Genomic DNA, 14,480 nt, shown 5'->3' on the forward strand with positions numbered 1-14,480 from the left:
CTTACCGGTGCTTTTTCCCTTTTCAACCTCTTTCAGTAAGCGGTTGCAAAAATGGCTCTTGGAATAACCGCTTGATGCGGTCATTCCAATGGAAGCATTAGCAGTTAGGCCTGTGGATCATTCAGGATATAATCGACGAGTTCCTCGACCGGCACAGTCGCCAGCGCGATCGCCGTATCGGTCACCCCGTAGTAAATGTAAAGCAGTCCGTCTTTAACGACGTTCCCTGTCGGGAAAACCACGTTTGGAATCTGATACCCGAATTTTTCGTAATACGTTTCCGGTTCCATGATGAAGTTTTGGGTGCGGGCGATGACCTTCTCCGGGTTCTCCAGATCCAGCAGCATGGCGCCGACGCGGTAGACCACCTCGTCGTCCACACCGTGATACAACACGAGCCACCCGCGATCCGTCCGTACCGGTGGTGTCGAACCGCCGATTTTACGCGACTCCCACGCCATGTTTTCCGCTTTCGCCAGCAGCTTCGGCTCCTCCCAGTGGATCAGATCCTCCGAATAGGTGATCCACATCGCCGCTTTTTCCGTCCCGTACGCTTCGCCCACATATTCCTCCGGCCGGCGTAACAACACGAACTTGCCGTTAATTTTCTCCGGAAACAGGATGTTATCCCGATCGTTGATCTCCAGCGGGGTCGTGTCGGCCACGAACTCCCAATCGATCAGGTTCTTAGAGGCGAGGATCGACGAACGCGTCAGCCAATGGCCTTCCTGTTCTCCCCAACCGTCGGGGTACTCGGGGATCGAACGCTCCGGGACCCCTCGGCCTGTCGGATAATAGCTCATCGCACACGGACGAAGCGCATAATTCAGGTAAAACGTATCGTCGATTTTCACGATCCGTGGATCTTGCACGCTGCCATACGGGAAACCGAGCATGTCCGGCGTAACGATCGGCTCGTCCTTCACATGGGTGAAATGCACGCCGTCTTCGCTTTCCAGAAGGCCCAGGTAGTTTTTGCACGGCGTCAGCGATCCTGCCGTCCGTTCAATCATATAGAACTTACCGTTATCCATGATCACCGCCGGATTGAATACGGTTACTTTTCTCCATTCGAAACCTCCCGGTACCACGATCGGATTTTCCGGATGCCTCGTTATCTTCATCTGTGCTCCTCCTCATGAAACCCTTTGTAAGTGCTTTAATGCTATTATAGCTTTGGCTATCCGGCGGAAATATCCCATAAACTTTCGAAAACATCTGAATAATTCGGATCGTTTGGTGCGAACCGGATCCGATAGGACCCAGGGCCGAATTAAGGAAAAAGACACCCTGCTGAACCGATCGAAGCTTCCTTTGTACTCGGTATTTCGCATATATTTAGTCGCTAACGCCACAAAGTTCGGATTCTATTCGAAATATCATCTATAATCGCGACTTTTCACTCACCGGGACTTCAATCTGTATGAAATTTCACATATATTCCGCGAAAATCACCGGGCACGGCGAATTATACTCGGTTTTTCGCATAAAAACCCCAGATCATTGCGCAATCAGGGCAACGATCTGGGGCCTAGAGTTCATTCGACCAGCCGCGTTACGCGTCATAATCGACGATGTAAGCCTGCTGCTCCGTATTGTAGTAGCCGACGCTGTATTCGGCCAAGCTTCCCTGAACATCCCGCGAATAGCGCGACCGCTTCAATACGGGCACCCCGTCGGTTAACCGCAGGAACCGCTTCGCCTCGCCCGGCGGAAGGGTCACCGCAAATTCGTCCCGGAGCTTGTCCAGCGACACGCCCCACTCCTCCAGCACTTCGTAAAGCGAATGATCGCGGAAATCGTCGAGATCCGGTTCTTTCCGGGGAGTCTTCACGTAATGCTCGTAAAAAATATAAGGCTGACCGTCGAGATAATACGCGCGTTCCAGCTTCAAGCAACGCTCCCCGAACATCCCGTGGAGCTCGGAGCCCGCGTCGTTCCGCACCGTTTCAGCACGGAGCCACTCCTTGCGGATTTGATGGTTCTCCTCCACCAGAATCTCCGTGAAGTGCTTCCACTTGGACCACTTGGAGGCCGCCTTATTGCGGATCACTTTGGTGCCTTTGCCGCTGCCCTTCTCCAGGTAACCTTCCTGGACGAGCTCCTGAATCGCGCCGCGGACGGTGATTTTACTGACGGCGAATTCCTGCTCCAGTTGAGGCTCGGAAGGGATATTCGATCCGAGCGGGTAAACGCCATATAAGATGCGATCCTTCAGGATATTTTTGATTTGCAAATATAACGGTCGATCTTTACGGGACAAATTCATGGCCCTCTTCCTACCTTTCCACATCACCGGCGGCGGATTGCTCCATCGCCCGGAGGATCTCCGCCTCCGTCGCCATCGGGGTATCGCCCGGCACGGTATGCGCCAGCATGCCCGCCGCCGCCGCGAACCGGACGGTTCGCTCCGGGGCGAAGCCCTCTAGCTCGCCGTGGATAATCCCGCTCGCAAAAGCGTCCCCCGCCCCTATTCTATCATAGACGGAAAAGGTCAGCCGATCAGTGTAAACGAGCCGCTCCCCCTTGTAGAGAAATCCGCGCAGCGAATGGGAATTATCGCCGTGGATCTGGCGATGCGTTCCGGCAATCGCGGAAATGCCGTAGCTTTCCGCCACGACCGGAATCAGCTCCGCCAGTTGATCCTCCCGTTCCTGCAGGGCCGTGGTCATCCCCAGGGTAAGCATCGCGTCCTGTTCGTTCATCATCACGACGTCTGCTAGCCGCAGCATCGTTTCGTAATGCGGTTTAGCTTTGGCATACCCGCCTTCCCCCCAAAGGGACGGGCGGTAATTGCAGTCGAAAATCACCTTGCCCCCCTGCCGCTTGACCGCTTCGGCGAACGATTTCATGTGCGCCCGCACGCCGTCGTTCATCGCCAGCGTAATCCCGCAGAAATGGACCGCATCGATCCCGGCGGCGATTTCCGCGAAATCGTAGGTTCCTTCAGGCGCGGTGTTAAAGCTGCTGTCCAACCGGTTCGAGTATGTCACGCGACTAGGCCGCACGCCAAAGCCGTTCTCCAAGAAGTACATGCCAACGTACTTGCCTCCTCGCAGGACGCGCGAGGTATCGATACCCAGTTTGCGTAGGTAGGCGGAAGCGGCGCCTCCAAGCGGATTGTCCGGCAACCGCGTAACCAGCGAACCGGCTTGCCCGTAACGGGACAAGGCCGATGCGACGTTGACGCCGGTGCCCGAAAAGGAATATTTCAACGTATCGCCCTGCGCCAACGTTTCGTAACCCGGCACCTGCAGGCGCATCATGACTTCGCCGAAGGCTGCTATGCGTTTAGGCATAAGCATCCGCCAGCTTTTTCATGACTTTGGTCAGCAGCAGCACATCTTCGGTGCGGGTGTTGCCGGTCGCTTTGTCGATGATGGACGTATACACATGCGGAATTACCTGCGGAACGCCGGCTTCCAAGGCAATGCGCAGGATTGCTTCGAAATTGTCCAGGTCAATGCCGCCTGTCGGTTCCAGTGCAAAATCCGCCTTGGCACAGGCGGCCGCCACGGCGCGAAGCTCCTCTTCACGACTGAGCCCCTGCATCGGGAAGTATTTGAGCGCATTGCCGCCCATATCGCGCACCAGGGCGATCGCCGCTTCGACCGGAACGATCGCCTGGTTCTCCTGGGCGGCGCTGATTGGGCCAGTGGAAATGTTCACGTAACCCGTTTGCCCCGTCGGTGAAACTAAGCTATTAATCCAGCTGTCTTGCGTGCCGAGGTTTGCCCGGGTCGCCCCAACGGCCGGGAACACTTGGTTGATGTGGCTGCCGGGATAATGCTTGGCGATTTCCGCAACGACCGCCGCCTGGCGGTTATCGCCGGCGCCCAGGCCGATCGACACTGCATCGTCGATCTCCCGGCCGTACGCTTTCATCGCCGTGACGGCTTCCTGGACAGTGGAGTAGTCTTTAGATAATACCCCGACGAGAACGTAGCCCTCTGCGGCTTCAAACACTTCCTTGGCGTTCGGAATGTCTTTGGCCAATACATTGAGAGCTACCCGTTTTTTATAAAATCGTTTTGCAATCTGCGACATCTTAACGTCCTCCTGCCAATTCGCGTATTTTTTCGGCAATCACCTGGATATCGTCCCCCATCAGCGGGCGCGGATCGATATCGAAAAACCCTTGTCTGACGCCGTAATCCCGGGTATAAATCGCAATATCTCCGGTTTGCAGCGCATGAACCATTTCCTTCGCGTTAATGCCGGCCTGCTGCGGATCAACCTGCACCCGTGCCCGGTAAATCGCCCGTCCGGCTTCGTCCTGCACGATCGAAACCCGGATTCCCGGGAGATCGCTAAGCGGCATTAGCGTCTGCAAAGCCGCTTTTTCCCGCTCGCTGTGATCAGGCTTGACGGCATATTCGTCCAGGGCCTGCAGCAGGCCGAAGGACGTTTCCTTGCCGACCTTCATGCTCCGTCCAATGCCGTGCAGCTGCACCTTCACCCATTCGATATAGGTACGTTTCCCAGCGACGATTCCGGAGGTCGGGCCTTCGATCGCCTTGGATCCGCTATAAATCGCCAAATCGGAGAACTTCACGTACTTTTGCAGATCCTCTTCCGCGGCCGCGTCCACGATCATCGGCACGTGGTTCCGTTTCGCCACCTCCCACGCTTCTTCGACGGAGATCATGTTCTTCTGCACCGTATGATGCGATTTCACGTAAAGGATCGCCGCCGTTTTCTCGCCGATCGCGTCTTCGAAATGTTCCGCCCGTCCTTCGTTGGCATAGCCCACTTCCACCAATTTGCCGCCGCCGAGGTAAACCATCGTTTCCACCGGAGCGCCGTATTGCACGTTGTGGCCCTTCAGGATAAGGATTTCGTTACGGGCAATCTCGTCCTGATGCAAACGCAAGCTCTTGCGCCGGTCGCCTTGTGTCACGATCGCCGCTACCGACAAGGCGATGCCGCTTGATGCCGAGTTCACGATAACTACCGCCTCCGAACCGACGTGCTTGGCGACATAGTCCCCCGCCTTATCGACCAGATCGGCGATTTCGACGTAGCTCTGGCCACCCCGCTTCATCGCCTCCATCACGGTATCGCTCGGTGCGGATACGCCGAGGATGCTCATCCGCCCGCTGGCGTTGATGACGCGTTTAAGCCCGTACTTCGCATTCAATGAACTTTCCATGGATGATCGCTCCTTTTGCTTCAATATGGCGATTCGAAACGCGCCGTTCTCCTTCCGAATCAATCAATTCCGTCGGTTCCTCCTTGACGGCAAACAAGGTCAAATTAGCCGGATCCCCGACCCGAATGCGGCCGAGCTCTTCCCTGCCCAGCCACTGCGCGGCGCGAGTGGTCACCGCCGCGATGACCTCTTCAAGCGGATAGCCGAGATAGAGGAATTTGCTTAGCACGTTCGCCATGCTATACACCGGACCGTTCAGCCGGTTACCCCGATAAATGTCGGTGCTGATCGTATCCGGGTTGATGCCGTGCCGCTTGGCCGCCTCGGCCACCCGGAAGGAGAAGCTCGCTGTGCCGTGGCCCACGTCGAGATGCACGCCCCGGCTGATGGCTTCAGTCAACACCGGAAGCGGTTCGCCTGATGCGTCGAACAGATTGTTCGCTTTGCCGTTGAGATAATGGGTAATGATATCTTTTCGCTGCAGCAGCGGAACCACCTCCCGGATATCGGGCGGAGCCGAACCGATGTGCACCATGAGTGGCATTCCCGTCTCAAGTGACAACTCCCGCGCGATACGCAGCGGCTCTACGCCGTTCTCCCGAACCACGCTTTGACTGATCCTCGCTTTCAGGCCGACGATCGAGTCGCTGTAATCCGCTAGCGCTGCTTTGATCCGATCGCGGTCGATCCAGGCCAATTGGGACAGTTCGTCGATGCGTTTCAACCCGATCCGCGAGATGTTCAAGAACGCCAACAGGTTGGTGGCGGATCGTTTCCCGCTCGCCACTAGATCGCCGATTTGGTCCGCACCGCAGCTGCCAGCGTCCACGATCGTCGTAACGCCTTGCTTCGCGCCGATCTCATCGATTTCATCGCCGTACGGATCGAATTCCGGAAAAGCGTGAACATGCATATCGATCCAGCCACTGGATACGTAAAGGGACGATCCGTCCCATTCCCGATCGCAGAGAGCTAGGCCGGCTCCGGTGATCTCGGCGATTTTTCCGTCCTCGATCACGATGTCGATCTCTTCCCCGTTCACTTTTTTCAGATGGCGGAGAACAATTCTTTCCTTCATTGGGTTCGCCTCTTTTTAATAGATCGTTGTCATGCTTACGGTTGGGTTTAGCATAACACGGAAAAATTCTCCTGAGAATATAACGTTATAATGTTTATGTGTGAAGTGCATCGAATCCTTCGATCGTCAGCTCAAACCCCACCTCAAACATGCGTCTCCACGGAAAATGCAGCCCGCTTAGCCGAATCCGACCTTCTTTTATATCCGCAAAATAGTGCGCTACAGCTCGGTTCATTTTCTCCGCTAAAATCGCCTCAGCCTGCCCCAAGCAATGCTCCAGCACATAGTAGCTCGCGTTCAGCCCGGGAAGGTCGTTCGCCAGCATGTCTTGCCGCACCAGCGACTGATACAGGAAATCTTCTGCCAGACGGTGGTAATAAAAAACACGACTCGCCTCATATGCCTTCGCCAACTCGCCCTGCGCCCAGCGATTCGCGTAATAAGAAGCAATCACCAAGTGGGCCACCACCGTTCCCAGCGTGTTCCCTGACGTATTCCAGCCGGCGTAGGACGTTAATTGGTCCAGCTGTCCTTTTTGCTGCAGCAGGTTTATCAGCACCGGATCGCCACCGTTGCACGTCGCCACGTCGCCTAATGCGACCAGCTTCCCTTTGCGCAAGTAAGCCTCCATCGCTTCGGCAAACTCCCGATAATGAATTTCCGAGAAATAGGTGCGATGCCGTTCCTGGAACGGTATTTGCTCGGCCATCCCCGCCTGGTCGACCGCCGGCGAGTGGACGAGAAGCACTAAATCCGTCTCTGCGGAATGGTCGGTCAGGACGGCTCCTGCCGCGGTAATCTGCGATTTGACGCTTTCGTTCAGGCTGCGGTCTTCGTATTTCGGCTTGATCCGCGGACCCAGGGTTGAAGAATAACGCACAAAAATCTCCGGCTTGTACTGTTTCAATTCCCCGAAAATGCGGGCAAACATTGTGCAGCCTACCTCGTCTGCCCCTGGGTAGATCAAGACCTTATCCAGCACGTTCAACGCTTCCACGCGGCAAACCATCATTTGCTGTTCCGCCCGGGAGAAGCCGTATTGGGAATTGTCGTCCAACGGGACAACCAGATGGTCGATCACGCCTTCGCGGACCAGGGTCAATGCGTGCTGGTTTACTTGTTGGTTGACGGCACGCCGCTCCAAAAAATCGCCTAAATCGGCTTTCGGGATGAACCGCGTGACCTCTTCCAGTTCTCGTTGTTCCGCCGGGGTCAATACCTCCTGCTCCGCTTTGTCCGTCAGGTAACTGTATTTGAAAATTTGCCCGCCGTGAAATTTGTAATAATCCGGCTCTTCTTCGTCTTTGTTATTGTTTGGCACGCGCATAATTAAGTTAAAGGCGTGAATCTTGATGCCGGGGTAATGCCGTTTGACTTCCCCTAATACCGCCAACCGCCGCAAGCACTCCTTCAGAGATAAATGATGCAGCCGGGATGGCACGATCCCCCCGTAAACGAGCAGATCGATCGAGACAAGCAAATAATCCGCACCTTCCGCGGCCTCGAGCAGCCATTCCCGAAGCGCAGTCGTATTTGCCGGGCGTTTCTTGTTCCCGAGCATCGAACGGTCCGGAACGACGAGCGTTACGTCCGTCATCCGCGCCAGCTGCCTGGGAAACCCCTCGTTGCACGGCCTTTCGTCCAGCGGCACATAAACCACTTTAGCCATATTGCCACTCCTTCCCGTTAGCCTGATTCCCATCGAAAAATAGCGCATAGCTCATCGTACGCCTAATGTAATCTTAGCTTTCCGGGAGTCCGGGAAATATCCCACGGATTTACGATAATATCCGAAAAATGCAAAAAGGGCCGTTCGCCAAGGCGAAACGGCCCAAAACAAGGGAAGGCTCAGGAGGCATGATACCGTCCTTTTGCCACAGGAAAGCAAGCCAAAATATTCTCCATTCGAAAAGCCCGAGGGGCATGAGAAGCCAGACAGGTCGCCCGAACTATACCCTCACGCACATCGTGCACCTCGATCCGCCGCTGGGTGATCTTGCCCTCGCGGTCGACGTAGATGATTTCTACGGTCCGGCCGATGTATTTTTCCACCCGAATCATCTCCAAATAAGAACGTTTGTTTGTATTATATGCAAACATGTGTTCTTTATTCAACTAGAAAATAAAACAGGGGGTATCGTGTTAAGGCAACAGACGTTACGTCACTTCTCCTTCGTCTTCCCTTGACGATTGTTCCCAAGCTCGAACAGTCCGGTGGCCGACAAACCGGCTAAACCTCCCGCCCACAGCCGCAACACTAATTCCATTTCCGTAAAAGGGTAAGCCGCGGCTCCGACCAATACGCCGATGACGACCCCGATGAAAGGGATCAGGTTTTTCGGCAGGTTGACGGTCGTTTTGACGAGTTGGACTAAAGCTAATACGAATACGGATAAAACCGAGGCAAAGGCCAATACATTGGTTAAAATCTCGTTTTGCATGACTTCCCTCCTTCTTATTGCTCCGGGATGCCCGCGGCCCGGCGCAAATAATTCGCCAGGTTGTTAAAATGCTGCGCTCGCGCCGAATTTCCTTCATCCCGCGCCTTAAACCAAGCCGGCGAAAGCCACCGGAAGATGATTTCCTGCGCATTGCTTTTCGGCAGCGGAATCAGCGGACCGGCTGCGGATGAGGAGGCCAGCGGAATCCCCGAGGCGACTCGCAGATTGTTTGCCAAATTGTGAAAATGCGTCATTCCGACCTGGTCGCCCTTGGCTTGCGAGGCGAACCAAGCCGGAGAGACATAGTTGTCGATCAAGGACTGCGCGATGGTTGCGGGCAGGGGCGCAAATGACGTACTCGAATTTGGCGTTGGCCTAGGCGTCCGCATCACGTTGAGTTCGGTCGAGATATCGTCCAGTAACTGGTTCAGCGTTTTCCTGCCTGTGGCCAGAGCCTCATCGGGATCCTGTCTGCGCGCCGGATCCAATTGCCGGTGGGACGGGATAAAGACATAAGGATTTTTGTTCCATACGCTGCAGCAATAGGCCAAATACCAAACATACCGCTTGTACGCTTCTGTAAAGTTTATGCGCCCGCCGTAGCAAAATTCCACCCCGATCGCCGCATCGTTGGCATCATAGCCAAACAAATCATTGTCGGTCGTGACACCGTACAGCACGTGCCAGGCTTTTTCCGCCGGTTCGGGACCGGTGCCGGTCGGTATGATTTCAAGAATCTTCGTATCGTCAATAAATACATGGGCCGAGGCGGAGCGATTCGTTTGCGAGTTGAAATAGGCATAGTGATTGTCCGCCGTTGCTCCCGGATTTCCCGAGTCATGGGCCACAAAAAACTCCGGCGTTCCGGTCGATAACCTCGTCCCGGGCCTTATGTTCGGCCGGATCGCGACGTACCGCCTTTCAATTCGGTATTTTTGTGTATCCATAAGCGATTTCACCCCTTCCATTCATACTATTCCGTAAGGTTGCCGGTTCGCCTGTGCGCTTGTTTGTCCGATTCCAGGAGACAGGAGAATAAAAGAAAAGAGCCTGCGATAGATAGCAGACTCCTGGTATAAATTGCTTACTTACCTGAATAAACGAAAATAACCCGCCCAGGTTAGCGCCATCGGTGCGGGTTATTCTCTGCATTCTTATCTTGGAGGTTTCCCAGGGCGTTTTATTCCTCCAGCCGATCGATTCGCTTATGGGCTTGTTTGGCCGATTCCTCGACGCGCGTCAGCCGCTCGGAGAACGCTTCAAATCGCTGGCCTTGCAGCTTTTGTTCGATTTTCATGTCATCAACGCCCCGCTTGATGTATTCTACATCCGCCCGCTGCACGGCCTCCGCCTCGGCCGACTCCTCGGCCTCCCGTTTCGCCGCCTTCGCGCGCCCCGCCCACCCCAACGCAACCCCGCTCACCGCCGCCAGCACGGAGGTCACCGCAGTGATTATCGTAATGTCCATGATTACACCTTCTTTCGGGGAAAATGAAGAGCCCTCGGGGGACCGAGGGCATAAAAAATACGCCTTGCGGCGCTTTGTGGCAGGCTTATTCATCAATCAAAAACCCGAACCCACTATCTGTCAGAATTTTTATTACTTCTGGTTGCAGCGTCACTGGGACTTCGTTGTACTTGGTTTTACCCAAAATGACCCGTTGCGCGAAAAACATAGCTACCACGACCTCACCTCCCTTCATGTGGGATAAAGGTGAATCTATTGATACACTTGAGTTGCGATTTCTGCTATAACGTCCTCGATAAAGTCCGCCCGATCGGAGAGCGCCTTGTTCTGAACTTTAAGCAGCTGATTTTCTTCTACAAGCGCGGCGATCTTTTCCTCCGGCGTCTTCTCCGTCGGTTTGATCGTCACTACTTTGCCCGTAACCTCGTCCTTAAACCGCATTACGCAACCCCTCCTAGAATCCGGGTAATTTTTAAGTCTGTGGCCGTGTCTGCCCTTGTCATGACTAATTTACATTCCGCCGGGCCTGATTCATCCAGCGCGATTGTAAATTGATCTTCTCCGGCTGTCGAAGTCTTGTCCATCGTCTCCCCATTAATGCGGGCGGCAAGGCTTACGCCTTCGTCACGCTGTACCCACAGAACTACCTCGTCGGTGTCTTTCAGCTTAAATCGGACGTCGCTTTCCGTTAGGGGAGTTTCGTATTCCGTCGTTTTCGTCCACGCCCCAGAAAAATACACTCCGTTAGTATCGTAATAAGCTAATGGAGGTAACTCCCATGTCATTGTAACGTCTACTTGGGTAACAGGCACTGACTTCGACGCGGTAGTTGCTTGAGAAATTATCTGCTCACTGTTCCAGCCGACTCCGGGCGTGTGTGCCCTCATTCTAATGTCTGTTGACGCGTCGTTTACATCATTTCCAGAATAAAATAGATACGTCTTTCCGGTTTTATCCACGGATAGAGATGGGTTCATTCTGGAATATGTGTTCCCGGTTGTCATTTGCGCTGTAGTCCATGACGCTCCGCCATTAGTGGACGTGGCAATCCAAATATTCCACGCCGATAGTTCGCTTGTATTTCTCCCTTGCCATGCTACGGTTATTTGTCCGTTAGCTAGCCCGTTTATGCCCTGGGGGATGAATACGGCGCATGTATATGCTTGGTCCTGTCCTGCGCCCGGTGTGGGGCTATATACCGTCATGTTTCCCCATCCGCTGTTCATGGCCACACCTGATTGGGAAGTACCTGAAAACGCCTTGCTTATTGCGATAACGAAATATTGAGTTGAACTTGTCGTAGCCGTTGCCAGAATAACAGCGGTACCGTCTTGTCTAAGTACAACCGAGGGATACCTCGCCGATAAGTAAGCCCCAACCATTGTTGTTGCGTTCTCCACGGCACTCCACGAAATGTTATTGCTTGTGTCAATGGTGCCCTTTGCATATCTAATATTCGCCTGTCCACCACTTGTACTAACGAAATCGTAGGCCGCATGTAGTTCTGTACCCGCGCTATTTATAGCTAAACTTACATATCCTGCTTGGACTAAAGACGAATCAAGTGCGGCCTGTGTGAAGCCTCCATCAACTACATTGAAACGGAACCACGAAAGCTGGCTTGTATTATACGAAACAATCCCAAATAGATAGTTCCCTTTTGCGACGACGGAGTATGAGCTGACAGAAGGGAAACTATAACTGTTTTCCATGCTCCATGTTTTCCCTTCGTCTGTTGACTTGTAGAATCTAAGTCCGTTACTGCCGTATCTTGTCGTCAATACAAGCCAGCCATTCGGGAGACGAACAAGAGACTTATTTCCAGTTTCTAGGTAGTTTAACCTATCCGCTACAACTGTATCATTGTTTTCAAAACTATGTTCTCCAACAACCCTAAAGCTTCCAAACTTCAACGCCTTATTAACAGCATCCACAACGGCTGTAGTACGGGCGATAACGGCCCTAGTTTTGTAGTGCTTGGTGAGTGGATTAAAAGTCAATTTCGTCGCCGCCCCTATTTCTTTCCAAGAACCATAGAACGAAACCGCGTCCCCGTCAGCAAGCCCAATTGTGCGATAAATGAACGGGGGAACAACAAACTCCATTGAAATATCGTTTAAAGTTTGTGGATAATAGTGCTGTGCGGTGCCAGTTACTGGCACATAGTAGCTTTCAACAACTGTAGTCTCCGCTCCCCATGACCCCCCTGCGTTTTTTACCATGCAAATGTCATATGAATTGTCCGAACCTGCCTCTCCGATGCTCCGGGAGATAACATAAATAACGCCGTTCTTGTCTGCAGTAATGCTCGGGTATGTTTTTGGTTTAGAGCTGACCGGGGATATTCTTTCCGGCGTTGACCATGTATTTCCTCCGTCGTCGGAGTAGGAAACAAATATGGATCCAGTTGTTATCGTTGCAGTTGTCCCCCACCAAGTACACCATATCCGGCCGTTTGAAAGACCGTTTACGCTACTAGGAACAAAAACAACGGACGGAGCATATTGCATATAGGTAGTTGACCCCGTATTATAAGGCGCGCTTTTACCGGTCCAACCTCCCCCGCTTTTTATGAAGGCAAAAATGCCCTTTACTGCCGAACTCCCGGAACCGGAATAAACTATCACCGGGCTTCCATTTGCATTTAACGCAATGCACGGTGCTATATTATCGACGTTTGTCGCATTACTTGTCGTTACCGTCTCCACGGTTCCCGCTGTAAGCGTCCCGGCGCTTACGTTTACAGGGCATTTCATGTACTTGATGTTATCGCTGTTTGATGCCGACGCCGTTTTTCCGTGCCAAGCTAAGTGTAGCGTGCTATCAGCCGGATTAAAATCAGCGCTAACAGTCGTCCCTAGAGATGTAGCGTCCCCGGTAAACTGGATTTCACCACCCTGCGCCATAGAACCGTTTTCGTCCATTATGATAACTCTTAAAGTGGTTCCATTTGCCGCGTAGAATATAACGAATCTTTCTCCTAGCGATACAAGTGTGACGTCTTGAACTGTTGCCGTAGCCCACAACGAAGCCCACGTATTGCCATCGTCTGCGGATTTTACGATATAACATCCAGTTGCGTATTTACCTGCGGAAATTAGCACCCCATTATTTAAGCGAATAAGCTTCCTGCCTCCGTCTGTGGACAAACCGCTAATTCCGGATTTCACCACCGCATTCTCCGTTGTTTTTGTAACAAAGTTCTGCGTTATAGCGACCTCGTTTACGGTCGTACGCTCCATGTTCACATCATCGTATACCGTAACCTCCATGCCAGCCGCAAGCGTTCCGATAGTATCAACGGTAATTTCGGTTTGGCCCACTTCCAGGGCTGTAGGGCTTATAAGCTTAGTTGTATCAATCTCCATGCCAAAGCTATCTGCAAAGTTGGAACCGAACGTAAAGCCGTCTGTTACCCGCTTAGATGCCTCCAGCTGCATGTTCAGGTTTGCGACGTCGCGGCTTAACTTGAAGATACTGCCGCGAGCGTCGTCTGCAGCTGCTTTTACCGCCTTTGGTGTAGCTGCGCGATCTTCTGCATCGCTGTTTATAGCGTTGGAGAGCTGCGTAATCCCTGGCTGCTCCAGGGTCGCTACCGGAATGTCTATCTCGATTTGCTCCACCTGTTGGCGAATACTCCCCACGGCAGCATCGATCTTATCCCAGTTATCGTTGAGCATCGTTTGAACATTAAAAGTTTCGTTCCCGTCGGTCACAGGGTCTTTCTTGAGCAAATTGAGATTCGGTGTGTTAGTTGCCAACCGGATCACCTCCTGCAAATTGGTTTAATGGAATTTGTTCCAGTTCATGGAGCGTCAAAACTCCGTGAACATCACGAATCAACATGTAGTTAAACTCAAACTCTACTTTCAAATGCGCCGGCTTCAGTTCCTCGATAGCTGCCTTCAGGTCCCCCAGGTTCGGCGGAATACCCACGGTATCCACGAACTTCACCGTAAACCCCCACTCCCCCGGCTCAAAAGAAACCTCCACCCTCCCCCGGTCATACGCCTCCGCCACATTCTTTACCAAGCGCCCCGAAAACTTCCCGCTGCCGCGCAGCTTGGATTCGACGACGGCACGGCGCTGATCCAGCGGCTTACTTGAGTCGGTCTCGATACCCAGCTCACTTTCCCAGCGATCAAGGCCCCACGTGGCAGAGCGCACAAAAAACTGCTGTAGTGTCTCATCCAGCGCCGCGAAGAGGAGATCCATCTCTGCCCCTTTGGCGTTCATGTCTGCCTGCATGACCCGGGAGGTTTCGTAGTATCCGGGGAGGAAGGCGAACATTTCGCGCCCTCTAGGGCTGGTCAGTAAAGCAACGTTAGAGCTTGCCAGTAA

15 protein-coding genes are annotated in these 14,480 nt (G+C 53.3%); 1 reads left to right on the forward strand and 14 read right to left on the reverse strand.

Features of this window, described 5'->3' with window-relative positions; all coding sequences use genetic code 11:
- Positions 1-104: 104 nt before the first annotated feature.
- The 11 genes from MKZ15_RS16840 to MKZ15_RS16890 all read right to left on the reverse strand — a co-directional run bounded on the left by MKZ15_RS16840 (position 105) and on the right by MKZ15_RS16890 (position 10,139).
- Entirely contained in the window at positions 105-1,124 is a 1,020-nt protein-coding gene (locus tag MKZ15_RS16840) for a glycosidase (RefSeq protein ID WP_155605719.1), read from the reverse strand.
- A gap of 431 nt (positions 1,125-1,555) precedes the next feature.
- Positions 1,556-2,269: a GntR family transcriptional regulator gene (locus MKZ15_RS16845; protein ID WP_339817028.1), complete on the reverse strand. Its 714-nt coding sequence runs from the start codon at positions 2,267-2,269 to the stop codon at positions 1,556-1,558.
- A gap of 10 nt (positions 2,270-2,279) precedes the next feature.
- Positions 2,280-3,299, reverse strand: a complete 1,020-nt coding sequence (locus MKZ15_RS16850; RefSeq protein ID WP_339817030.1) for a sugar kinase — start codon at positions 3,297-3,299, stop codon at positions 2,280-2,282.
- Positions 3,292-4,047, reverse strand: a complete 756-nt coding sequence (locus tag MKZ15_RS16855; RefSeq protein ID WP_193416476.1) for a KDGP aldolase family protein — start codon at positions 4,045-4,047, stop codon at positions 3,292-3,294. Before MKZ15_RS16855 ends, MKZ15_RS16850 begins: the two co-directional genes overlap by 8 nt.
- Before the next feature lies 1 nt (position 4,048).
- Positions 4,049-5,152: a DgaE family pyridoxal phosphate-dependent ammonia lyase gene (locus tag MKZ15_RS16860; protein WP_339817034.1), complete on the reverse strand. Its 1,104-nt coding sequence runs from the start codon at positions 5,150-5,152 to the stop codon at positions 4,049-4,051.
- A complete protein-coding gene (locus tag MKZ15_RS16865; protein WP_339817037.1) occupies positions 5,118-6,230 on the reverse strand; it encodes an amidohydrolase/deacetylase family metallohydrolase in 1,113 nt (370 codons plus the stop codon). Before MKZ15_RS16865 ends, MKZ15_RS16860 begins: the two co-directional genes overlap by 35 nt.
- Before the next feature lie 94 nt (positions 6,231-6,324).
- Positions 6,325-7,899, reverse strand: coding sequence for a DUF4127 family protein (locus tag MKZ15_RS16870; protein WP_339817040.1), 1,575 nt, complete (start codon positions 7,897-7,899; stop codon positions 6,325-6,327).
- Between the two features lie 179 nt (positions 7,900-8,078).
- Entirely contained in the window at positions 8,079-8,291 is a 213-nt protein-coding gene (locus MKZ15_RS16875) for a hypothetical protein (RefSeq protein ID WP_339822467.1), read from the reverse strand.
- A gap of 101 nt (positions 8,292-8,392) precedes the next feature.
- On the reverse strand, positions 8,393-8,671 hold the full coding sequence (locus tag MKZ15_RS16880; protein WP_155605726.1) for a holin: 279 nt from the start codon (positions 8,669-8,671) through the stop codon (positions 8,393-8,395).
- A 14-nt stretch (positions 8,672-8,685) separates the two neighbouring features.
- Positions 8,686-9,618, reverse strand: a complete 933-nt coding sequence (locus MKZ15_RS16885; protein WP_339817043.1) for a peptidoglycan recognition family protein — start codon at positions 9,616-9,618, stop codon at positions 8,686-8,688.
- Positions 9,619-9,851: 233 nt separating this feature from the next.
- Positions 9,852-10,139, reverse strand: coding sequence for a hypothetical protein (locus tag MKZ15_RS16890; RefSeq protein WP_193416482.1), 288 nt, complete (start codon positions 10,137-10,139; stop codon positions 9,852-9,854).
- Between MKZ15_RS16890 and MKZ15_RS16895 the strand changes: the two genes are divergently transcribed.
- Positions 10,120-10,383, forward strand: coding sequence for a hypothetical protein (locus tag MKZ15_RS16895; RefSeq protein WP_339817044.1), 264 nt, complete (start codon positions 10,120-10,122; stop codon positions 10,381-10,383). The genes MKZ15_RS16890 and MKZ15_RS16895 overlap by 20 nt on opposite strands.
- 8 nt (positions 10,384-10,391) lie before the next feature.
- Here the strand turns inward: MKZ15_RS16895 and MKZ15_RS16900 are convergent, their stop codons facing one another.
- Genes MKZ15_RS16900 through MKZ15_RS16910 form a run of 3 tightly spaced genes read right to left on the reverse strand, consistent with a single transcriptional unit; the run spans position 10,392 to position 14,429 of the window.
- Positions 10,392-10,580, reverse strand: coding sequence for a hypothetical protein (locus tag MKZ15_RS16900; protein WP_339817045.1), 189 nt, complete (start codon positions 10,578-10,580; stop codon positions 10,392-10,394).
- Positions 10,580-13,900 (reverse strand): tail fiber protein, encoded by a 3,321-nt coding sequence (locus MKZ15_RS16905; protein WP_339817047.1) that lies wholly within the window; start codon positions 13,898-13,900, stop codon positions 10,580-10,582. Before MKZ15_RS16905 ends, MKZ15_RS16900 begins: the two co-directional genes overlap by 1 nt.
- Complete coding sequence (locus MKZ15_RS16910; protein ID WP_339822470.1) at positions 13,890-14,429, reverse strand: YmfQ family protein; 540 nt, start codon at positions 14,427-14,429, stop codon at positions 13,890-13,892. Before MKZ15_RS16910 ends, MKZ15_RS16905 begins: the two co-directional genes overlap by 11 nt.
- Between the last annotated feature and the right edge of the window lie 51 nt (positions 14,430-14,480).

The sequence above is a fragment of the Paenibacillus sp. FSL R7-0216 genome (assembly GCF_037969915.1).
In the GTDB taxonomy this organism is placed as follows: domain Bacteria; phylum Bacillota; class Bacilli; order Paenibacillales; family Paenibacillaceae; genus Fontibacillus; species Fontibacillus rhizolycopersici.

Bases quoted from the DNA above. Each gene is read 5' to 3' on its own strand.
- MKZ15_RS16840 (WP_155605719.1), bottom strand. From the start codon at position 1,124: ATGAAGATAACGAGGCATCCGGAAAATCCGATCGTGGTACCGGGAGGT.
- MKZ15_RS16845 (WP_339817028.1), bottom strand. From the start codon at position 2,269: ATGAATTTGTCCCGTAAAGATCGACCGTTATATTTGCAAATCAAAAAT.
- MKZ15_RS16850 (WP_339817030.1), bottom strand. From the start codon at position 3,299: ATGCCTAAACGCATAGCAGCCTTCGGCGAAGTCATGATGCGCCTGCAG.
- MKZ15_RS16855 (WP_193416476.1), bottom strand. From the start codon at position 4,047: ATGTCGCAGATTGCAAAACGATTTTATAAAAAACGGGTAGCTCTCAAT.
- MKZ15_RS16860 (WP_339817034.1), bottom strand. From the start codon at position 5,152: ATGGAAAGTTCATTGAATGCGAAGTACGGGCTTAAACGCGTCATCAAC.
- MKZ15_RS16865 (WP_339817037.1), bottom strand. From the start codon at position 6,230: ATGAAGGAAAGAATTGTTCTCCGCCATCTGAAAAAAGTGAACGGGGAA.
- MKZ15_RS16870 (WP_339817040.1), bottom strand. From the start codon at position 7,899: ATGGCTAAAGTGGTTTATGTGCCGCTGGACGAAAGGCCGTGCAACGAG.
- MKZ15_RS16875 (WP_339822467.1), bottom strand. From the start codon at position 8,291: ATGATTCGGGTGGAAAAATACATCGGCCGGACCGTAGAAATCATCTAC.
- MKZ15_RS16880 (WP_155605726.1), bottom strand. From the start codon at position 8,671: ATGCAAAACGAGATTTTAACCAATGTATTGGCCTTTGCCTCGGTTTTA.
- MKZ15_RS16885 (WP_339817043.1), bottom strand. From the start codon at position 9,618: ATGGATACACAAAAATACCGAATTGAAAGGCGGTACGTCGCGATCCGG.
- MKZ15_RS16890 (WP_193416482.1), bottom strand. From the start codon at position 10,139: ATGGACATTACGATAATCACTGCGGTGACCTCCGTGCTGGCGGCGGTG.
- MKZ15_RS16900 (WP_339817045.1), bottom strand. From the start codon at position 10,580: ATGCGGTTTAAGGACGAGGTTACGGGCAAAGTAGTGACGATCAAACCG.
- MKZ15_RS16910 (WP_339822470.1), bottom strand. From the start codon at position 14,429: ATGTTCGCCTTCCTCCCCGGATACTACGAAACCTCCCGGGTCATGCAG.